Origin of the sequence: Bacillus cereus group sp. MG9 (assembly GCF_040459995.1) — a bacterium.
Taxonomy (GTDB): domain Bacteria; phylum Bacillota; class Bacilli; order Bacillales; family Bacillaceae_G; genus Bacillus_A; species Bacillus_A mycoides.
The window spans coordinates 1-9,163 of record NZ_JARVHC010000003.1; the positions used below are offsets into that span (position 1 = coordinate 1).

Sequence of the window (9,163 nt, forward strand, 5' to 3'; positions counted from 1 at the left end):
TATCTTCTTTACTTTCAAAAGGACCTGCTCAATTAATACGTAAAAACATAAAGTAAAGTGAATCCGTTAAAATACATGAGTGACTCCGTGTTTAATCCTCTTATCTAAAGGAGGAAGTATTATGGGTTTTGGTGGTAGTTGTGGTAGTTGTGGAGGCGGCGGCTTTGCTGGAGGATTTGCTTTATTAGTTGTATTATTTATTTTATTAATCATAGTTGGAGCTTCTTGTTTCTGCTAAAAAAACTATCAGAAAGGACACTCTTATAAGAGTGTCCTTTCTTTATGGGCAAAAAAACCCAATATATATTCTCTACACAACCAAAGTTACCATAACACCACTTATCAGCAGTCAATCGATCTAAAAACCTAGAAAAGTCCCTGCAGAAGATCTGAAGGGACTTTTCTTTCACATAATTTATATTATCAGTAGTGTTTATTTATCTATTTTTAAACACCCCTAATGTTCTAATTTAATAGATAAAACGGCACAACACTCCATACAAACATCAATAATTACTCTAGAAAATTGATTAAAGAGATTATTTGTACTAATAGACTTTAAATATACTTGAGAATCTAATGAACCTTGCTTAATTTCTCTAGAACCACAATTAAGACATATCTTATTCATTTTCAATGCCTTCTTTCTAAAATTTAGTTTACATAAAATTCGTTAGCGGTAATAAACAAGAAGGATCATCCCTTATCATAAAGAATGATCCTTCTCCTTATTTATCCAACCATGTCGTAGGAACATCTTTTTCCTCTAATATTTCGAATTTAATCTCTCCATTTTCATAATATATCCGCTTTATAATTGGTATAGTTTCCATTTCATTTTCTTTTTCACTTTTATAGTGATTTTTTGTTTCTATATGAATGATATTCATCAGATATACCTCCTTTTTATCTACAACAAAAAACAAATAACACATTTTTCTCACAGTTGTATATGTATTCTCATATTTCTCTTTTATTCTTCTCATTTTATATTAGGTATAGCGTCAGGATTTTACGCTTTTACAACGTTAAGGATAAGAAGTCTTAACATTCTCTGTACATGATTTAAGATCTATCCTTCATACACCATTTCATACATTCCTATAATAATGCGAATCTTTCTATGTTGCTTGTTCAGATGACTGTTTAGATGTTCAGGTGTTAAACTAGTTGTATATTACCTAAACAGCCATCTGAACAAAAAAACAAGGAAACCCTTGTCAGCTATAGAATTGTTTAATTGTTTGAATAGTGTTTAGTTCAGATGTTTAGAAGGATGGTGACCTGAACAATGCAACAAAAAGATTGGTTATCAGCTGAAGAAGTAGCCCAAGAAATAAAAGTATCAGCTATGACTATAAAACGAAACTGTCAAGCCTACGGTAGCTTTTTAAAATTCCAACAAGGTGAAAAGAACAAGTATTTAATCCATCAAGAATGTATACCTATTTTTCAATTTATAGCTAAAATGAGAAGTAAAAGAAACCTCCAAACAAAACAAATTATTGATCTCCTCAGTAAAGAAGGATTCTCTAAATATATAGATATTGAACCTATCCAAACAACTAAACAACAAACTGAACAAATCCAAGTGGGACAAGAGGTTGTATCTGTTCAAGAGTTAGATAGAATTGTTGCTGAAAGAGTATCTGAACAACTTGAAAAACATGAAGAAAATTTAAAAGAATGGTTAACTGAACAGCAAAAACAACAACAAAATTTTCAAAAAGCTATGGTTCAAAGAATGGATGAACGTGATCAAAACCTAATGGCTATGATCCGTGAAAACCAGGAAACTAAAAAATTGATTGCAGCCACTCAACAAAAAAAGTGGTGGCAATTCTGGAAATAGAAAAAGCCTTGCTTATATGCAGAGCTTTTTTATACAGAATTCTATACAGATTTTTGTACTAATACAGAACATTTGTAGACCTAAAATTCTTGCTATATCAAGAATGTATAAAATCATGCATAGAGTATAAGCAAATAAAAAAGCAAAATCCTTTTAATATAAAGGGTTTTGCTTTTTTATTTGCTACCGATAATGGGACGTTATGTTAATTAGGTTTGAATATTGTATACATCGTCTTTTCTTCAACTAAGAGTGCAGACTCAAAAAATAAGAGAAAATGAACCTATATTACTACTGATAGAGCTATGTTATAATCAAAATAAGGGTTTTACCCTTATTCCCTTTTTATAGGAGAGTGTTTAACATGATTATCAAGTTCATTCGTTTACGTTAATTTTAAACACAATTCGTTATACCCAATTATTTTTTTCAAAATGTGCGGGTTTATTTGATTGTGTCTTTTTTTATTAACTAAATACGAATGAAATGAGGAGTTAATCATGACTGAAAAGATTATTAAAATTAATGAAATTGATATATGTACAGAGAGCTTTGGCAATTCAGCAGATCCAGCAGTCTTACTGATTATGGGAGCCATGTGTTCAATGGTTTATTGGGATGAGGAATTTTGTCAACAATTAGCGGATACGGGCCGATATGTTATTCGTTATGATAATAGAGATGTCGGACGGTCAACTACTTATGAACCGGGGAGTTCCCACTATACTGTGGTAAATATGGCTGATGATGCGATTGGGGTACTCAATGCATATCATATTAACGAAGCACATATTGTTGGAATGTCATTGGGTGGAATGATTGCTCAAATTGTAGCCTTAAGAAACCCTCAGAGAGTTCTAAGTATAACTTTGATTGCATCAGGTATTTTTGGTTCTGAAGACAACAACCGGAATTTGCCTCCGATCAATGAGAAGATACTCGCTTACCATGCTAATGCGACCAAACTAAATTGGTCGCATAAAGAATCTGTTGCAAATTATTTGGTTGCAGGATCAGCTTTACTCTGTGGTTCAAAGCATAAATTCGATGAGAAGAGGGTTTATAAGCAAGTAGAAAAAGAAATAAAACGAGCAAATAACCTACTCAGTATGTTTAATCATTCCCTTCTTAAAGGCGATGATTCTTATGAGGGGAAGTTAAAAGGGATCAATATACCTACTTTGGTTATTCATGGTACAGAAGATACAGTGCTTCCATACGAGCATGCTCTTGCTCTTGTTAATGAAATTCCGCATGCTTTGTTATTAACCCTAGAAGGATCGGGTCACGAGATTCATTGTGACGATTGGAATCATATAATTAACGCTATTTCGAATCATACTTCAGTCCTATAATCATTATAGAAATCGTATAAAACAAAAAACATTTGGAAAAAGGGTTACAATCAAATCTGTAACCCTTTTTTTTTATTAAAAATCAGTTTTGGAACTGTTACTCAGTTAAAGAATATTAATGCTTAATGATTGATATTTCCTTCCTATAACGAAAATTATGTAAACACAAAAGTCCTCCACTTAAACAATCCGGAGGACTTTTAATAGTTTTCTAAGTTATCTTCCAAATACACTCAATCCTAAATAAATCAAACTATAACTAATTAAAGCACTTGCAAGCATCAAACCTATTTTTAATAATTTGTCTTTTATATTAGGCTTTACTTCACTTATAGGTTTTCCCTCTATAAAATCAACTATTTGACGATAAGTTTTTAAATTATGCTCTTTTTTCAAGTTTTCAAGCTTCAATGATGAAAACATAAGCAAAATGGTAAGTACCACAGGTATTATAAGACCATAATAACCAAAAAAGTAAAATACAGGTGCAATAGAAATAGGAAGTATAATCATTGATGCTAACATGATGTAACTCCACTTAAAGAAAATTGATTTTTGAAGTTCTTCTTTCATGATCTTTACATCTCCTTTAACTAAATTATCCAGGGAGACGTTAAAGAGAATACTCATCATTAGTAAATTATGAATATCTGGATAGTTTCTTTCATTTTCCCAGTTAGAAATAGATTGTCTGGAAACATGAATTTTTTCTGCTAACTTCTCTTGGGACATGTTATCCCGTTTACGAAAATATTGTATCTGTTTACCGATGTTCATTTATACATCTCCCTTAAGTTTGAGGTTAAGTTAAAGGCTAATTAAAGACTACCAAATTTCTTTATAATAACGTGATTTTAAGATGTAAAAATGTTTTATCATGCTATTCACCCCTGTTTTTGGGTGTGAGTGCTGGCTCGTCGTGTGGGGGCGAAACCCCACATAGCGTTAATTCCATATAGAAAAAGAAGAATATTTTGAACGGAAGAACTGGCGGTTCGGCTGGTACAATTGTTGATCCAAGTCGAGCAACTTAACCCCGTTTTTGGTCTGTTCGGCTTGGCGAAAGCTAAAAACCAGCCGAAAAAAGTTCCGCAAGGACAGAAAAAAAAAGAAAAGGCGATAGCCTTTAGGTGAGGATTAACGAACCGACTTTTCTTTTTCTGAAGGTGGAGATTTTTGAGCGTTATTTGCTCAAAAATACTACCTGTTCCTTGCGGAACTTTTAGCCTTTAATAATAGTGATAATAGAGAGCATCTACAAAAAACGTGTGAATCCCTTGATATGACTGGGTTGAATACACTTTTCAGGGTGTGACGTTTTCGTCACACTTTTAAGTCTTTTTGTGACGTTTTCGTCACACCTAAGAAAATACAAATAAGTAACAAAGTGGATAAATTGCTTTGAAATACATATAAAAAAGACTATATCAAATTGATATAGTCTAAAAAAATCTAGCTGGTAATTTTACCTTTTTACCATTTTGATCTTTAAGATTTTTCAAAGAATATTGAAACAATCTCATCGTTAATTTATCAAGTTTCACTTCATTTTTTCGAGGTGCACAAATCATTATGTAAGGATTTACCACCCATGTTCTAGGACTTACAGTGCGACCATTTTCAATAATTTGTCCAGCACCTTCTGGATTAAGTAAAATTTCTTTTTTCTTTAATGAATTCATAACCAAAGAAGTTTTTTCTCTTGATTTCCCTATCATTTCAGCAATTTCAGAAACAGTTGCTGCTTTTGGTAACTCATAATCTTCCTCAGCGCTCTTTCGTTTCCTTTTAAATTTATCATCTCTACAAATAATAACATTACTTCTAAATTCCAAATAAGCTTGAATTCTAAATAAAAAACTTTCTTCTGCTTGAGTTAAATAACCAATACTATTCAACAAATCTAAATTTCTGTGCATTACTTGATTAAATGGTTCTCCAGCAAATGGATCTTTATTAGTTCCAACATAATGGTCTTCTCCGGTTAATTCTTTTAACTGTTGTAAAAGAGATTTTTTAAGTTCTTCAGCCTGATCTCTTTGTTTTCCATCCTTCTCGAAATCTCTTTTTCTAGCATTTCTATTAGCTTGATTTAAAGCTTGTCCTAAAGCTTGTTCATTTTCATCTTTCATTTTGTCGATTCCTCCTCTAATTGAGGGAATCAACAAAAATACCTATTTTTTGCTATTTGATTATGAATCAAATTATGATAATCTATAACCAGACATTTAAATTTTAGGTATTTTCATTGAATACCCTTTGAAACGAGCCATGTTCCAGCATGGCTCGTTTTTTATTTTATCACACATATCCCCTCAAGATATTGTCAAACAAAGTTTCCCAAAAATTTTACTTAATTCCTCATAATATCTTCTAACGATCCCTATCAAATCCTCGTTGTCTACTAGCCATTTCTCTTTTATGTTCACTCTCAAATTGATTATTTACACCTTTATTAGCTAGTTCATTTTTAATAAGCTCTCTAAACGTCTGAAATTTATCTTTAAAGGTTTTTTTAGTTTGCTGATACAAAACCCTTATATTAATCTGCAAATCCTTTATATGAGCTTTTAATGAGCTTATTTCAGTATTTAATGTGCCTACTTCTTTTTGCAACTGACTTTTTTCTTGTTTCAATGTTCGATTTTCTTTCATCCACCCCTCTGCATGCGCTTTTAAACTCTCATTCTCTTTCAAAAAATCTGTTTTTTTCAAACGCTCATAATCCTTTTTGATAGTAACCGCTGCATTCACCTGCTTTGTTAATTCTTGATATTGTTCTGGTGATAACACATAATTTCTTGTCTGTTTCTTCGTGATTTCAGCTTTTCCAAACATTTTATCCTGTACTTCTACTACTACTTCTTTACGTAAAAATAGAATTTTAACAGGTTCATTGGGTACTTGATCCGTAGCACTATCTAATTCTTTTTGCATTTGTTCTACTCTTTTTTCTAACTCTACATGACGCTGGCCAATTAACTGCAGATTTTCATTTTCACTCTCTACTTGTTGCTTTACTATCTCTAATTCTTTGTACTTACTAACGACATCACTTTCCAAACTTGTTTTCGTCACTTTTAATTCGTTTGTTTTCTCTTCAACGTTTTTTAAATGATCGTCAATCGTTTGTAACTCTGTTTCTTTTTCTTCTACTTGGTTTTCAATAGTTGACTTTACTTCTGCATACTCCTTGTATTGACGGACTTTCATGTACTTATGTGAACCTACATTAGCACGTTCAAAATTTGGAATATATTCTTTAGCCAATTGCTCAATATAGGCCGTTTCTAATTCTCTCCAATGTGCAATTAACTTTCTTCCCGTTCCTTCTACACCTTGTTGCTGCAAAGCTCTATCCATTCCGACACGCCTCGTTAATCCTCGACTACTTTCAAAATTCGGTACATAGTTAATATGTAAATGCGGATTTGCTTCATCATCATGTAAAACCATGTTATAAACTGCTAGATTGGGATTTCGCTCTTGAAACACTTCTGCATACCGTTTTAACGCTTCCTTTTTGGCTTCCCTATATTTCGAGTCGTCTTTACCTTCCCCAATCGCCACGACTAATTCTCGTTGCTCATGGGTCTTATCATCTTTATGTACTTTGTTATAATAGTCATCAATTTTACGATCATTCCGTTTTTGTTTCTCGTTATACTTGTCCACGGCTTCTTGAAAAACATCCTTGTATACACTTCGGATGTCTTTTTGAACAAAATAAATATTCTCATGTAACCTGGCTGGATCAATGCCAGGATTCCCATAAATATTTTCTCTGTTATTGTGGCTTAATGAACTTTGGTGAGATTGATTAAATGAGATAGAACCCAACATAAAGTGCCACCACTTCCCCCTAGATTAATTGATACCATCAGTCTAGCAAAGCGACGAAATGATGTCAATTAACGTAACCCTATACGTATTTTGACGCTAACGCATCAAAATCGATAGGGGTCTGCGACGCTTTTCGGCTATGCCGAGCCACTTACTACGTGGCAAAAAATAAACCGTGGGCTTTGCCCAAACCCACTGGGGAACCCTTCCCCAGACCCCCTCAATCGAACTCCCCAACCCCTCAATCCTTGAGGGGCTCCCTCGCCGGTTGGCAGGAACAAACGGTAGTTTGTTCAGTGCCAAGAGGGTTTGGGTGTAGTGCGGTTGGTCAAGTCAAATACTCCCTTTGCTTCGCTAGGTCCGTTTTGATTGACCAACACCCTTTTTCTCTATAACAGGTTTTTAGCTAATACACCAAGTACTCCTGTTAACAATCCGCTTACGATCAATCGTAAAATCCATGTAGTATTTGCACTGATCTTATCTAATTGTTTATTAATAGTTAAAACATCCCTTTCAGCCACTAGTATTCTTGCTTCTAAATTTTTCATATCATGTTGTATAGCTTTTAAATCTAGATTCATTTGATTAAAATCTTTTTCTATTTCCTCCAATTTTGTCATACAACATACTTCTCCTTTAAAATTAATTTTAAATACATTATATGTATATGGTAATTAGAGAATAATGATATATAAAAGAGGACTCAAATCTATTATTAAAATTTGAGTCCTCTTCAAAGATAAGAAGATTATACCAAAACGTAATATAACTTATGCTTGTCTTTTTTAATATGCATCTAGTAAAAACACATTTTTTCAGTCCCTCCTTGTTTTTAGATGTGAGATCTATGGTTCAAGTGAAGATATATTAAAGAAGCTAACCTTTTCTGATGGAAAGTAAACTATTGAATATTTGTTTACATTAGAAATTGAAATATATTATATATACTGAAATCATGAAATTAAGATGTAGTATATACACAGATACAATTATTAATTTTGTTCACCAATATTCCGTCTAAGTAAACCAGGATGAAAATTTATTTTATAGAATATATAGGAAATAACAATGTTTTATCTGTATGATTTTTTTATGAGGAGGAAACATTTTTGTCTTTATATAAACAATTATCAGATGCTCTTTTAGTAGGTTTTTTTATAGAAATTAATAAAAACATAGCAAAAGGAATTCTTTCAACAGCTATGTATCAAGAAATAGATCTCATTAAAACTGAAATGAAAAAACGAAACATTTCAGAAATAGATTCACAAAAGATTTATCAAGAATATATACAATCTGGATGTTTTTGCCCATCTCCCCAAAAAGGGAATTAAGACAAAATATTCCAAATTAGACTTAGATTAAACTTTAAAATATGCATTTCAAATCTTCTACAATTGAATTAACATGTTTCAAATATAGATAAGTTGTATTTTTGAAATGAAAAATACAACTGTTAGATTTTCAGTTATTTGTTAGAAAAATATAAGGAATACGAGTTTTTTATGATAAAATTAGATTGAAAATGGAAGTGGGTTCAAGTTGTTGTTTGAATGAACTGTACACCAAAAAACCAATTCCATTACACGGGAATTGGTTTTTTGGTTTTGGGTGTGTTTCGTTAGCATAATTATTGACAGCCTAAGGGAGATTTGTCTCTTTATTGTTTAGTATAACTAAAATAAAAAGAAAATTCAAAATAAAATAATGAATTTTTACATATTTTCAAATTAATACGCAAAAATGTAAATGTATAGGTTATAATAAGTGTTGAAACACTCTCCTATGTTTCGAGTGATTGTATCTGTTATCTGTTTTTTGGTGCGAAATCTGTAGATAGATTTTGCACTTTTTTATTTGTGGTTTTATAGGATTAATATAATTTTGGGCTTATTATATTAGGACTAATGACAGGATAGCGAGGTTTTATCTAGATTAAACATACTTATAAGTGCGCCTATAGAATGAAAGTAAACTTTTGCATATTAGTTTACATTCATTTCCCCTTAAACATTGACTTCATCTCAATCCTCCTGATAACCTCAAAATACATACCAAAAGTATACATTCAAAACGCTATAAGTAAAGAAGATATTGAATCATAAATCAA

At 31.9% G+C, this 9,163-nt stretch carries 9 protein-coding genes; 4 read left to right on the forward strand and 5 right to left on the reverse strand.

What is annotated here, in order from left to right; translation table 11 throughout:
* Nucleotides 1–121: 121 nt before the first annotated feature.
* Nucleotides 122–238, forward strand: coding sequence for a YjcZ family sporulation protein (locus tag QCI77_RS29800; RefSeq protein WP_002069235.1), 117 nt, complete (start codon nt 122–124; stop codon nt 236–238).
* A 490-nt stretch (nt 239–728) separates the two neighbouring features.
* Here the strand turns inward: QCI77_RS29800 and QCI77_RS29805 are convergent, their stop codons facing one another.
* On the reverse strand, nt 729–890 hold the full coding sequence (locus QCI77_RS29805) for a hypothetical protein (RefSeq protein WP_189337253.1): 162 nt from the start codon (nt 888–890) through the stop codon (nt 729–731).
* Nucleotides 891–1,291: 401 nt separating this feature from the next.
* Here QCI77_RS29805 and QCI77_RS29810 point away from each other — a divergent pair, with 401 nt between their 5' ends.
* Both QCI77_RS29810 and mle read left to right on the forward strand, forming a co-directional pair.
* The gene (locus tag QCI77_RS29810) at nt 1,292–1,852 is read left to right on the forward strand and encodes a DUF3967 domain-containing protein (RefSeq protein WP_106405761.1); all 561 of its coding nucleotides are present in this window, start codon (nt 1,292–1,294) and stop codon (nt 1,850–1,852) included.
* 500 nt (nt 1,853–2,352) lie between these two features.
* On the forward strand, nt 2,353–3,207 hold the full coding sequence (mle, locus tag QCI77_RS29815) for an alpha/beta fold macrolide esterase (RefSeq protein ID WP_353826051.1): 855 nt from the start codon (nt 2,353–2,355) through the stop codon (nt 3,205–3,207).
* A gap of 216 nt (nt 3,208–3,423) precedes the next feature.
* Here the strand turns inward: mle and QCI77_RS29820 are convergent, their stop codons facing one another.
* From QCI77_RS29820 to QCI77_RS29835, 4 genes are all read right to left on the reverse strand, one after another.
* On the reverse strand, nt 3,424–3,984 hold the full coding sequence (locus QCI77_RS29820) for a helix-turn-helix domain-containing protein (RefSeq protein WP_353826052.1): 561 nt from the start codon (nt 3,982–3,984) through the stop codon (nt 3,424–3,426).
* 665 nt (nt 3,985–4,649) lie between these two features.
* The gene (locus tag QCI77_RS29825) at nt 4,650–5,339 is read right to left on the reverse strand and encodes a hypothetical protein (RefSeq protein WP_016121338.1); all 690 of its coding nucleotides are present in this window, start codon (nt 5,337–5,339) and stop codon (nt 4,650–4,652) included.
* Nucleotides 5,340–5,580: 241 nt separating this feature from the next.
* Complete coding sequence (locus QCI77_RS29830; RefSeq protein WP_353826053.1) at nt 5,581–7,050, reverse strand: plasmid recombination protein; 1,470 nt, start codon at nt 7,048–7,050, stop codon at nt 5,581–5,583.
* A 389-nt stretch (nt 7,051–7,439) separates the two neighbouring features.
* Nucleotides 7,440–7,673, reverse strand: a complete 234-nt coding sequence (locus tag QCI77_RS29835) for a hemolysin XhlA family protein (protein WP_353826054.1) — start codon at nt 7,671–7,673, stop codon at nt 7,440–7,442.
* A 489-nt stretch (nt 7,674–8,162) separates the two neighbouring features.
* Here QCI77_RS29835 and QCI77_RS29840 point away from each other — a divergent pair, with 489 nt between their 5' ends.
* Nucleotides 8,163–8,387 (forward strand): hypothetical protein, encoded by a 225-nt coding sequence (locus QCI77_RS29840; protein ID WP_353826055.1) that lies wholly within the window; start codon nt 8,163–8,165, stop codon nt 8,385–8,387.
* The last annotated feature ends 776 nt before the right edge of the window (nt 8,388–9,163 follow it).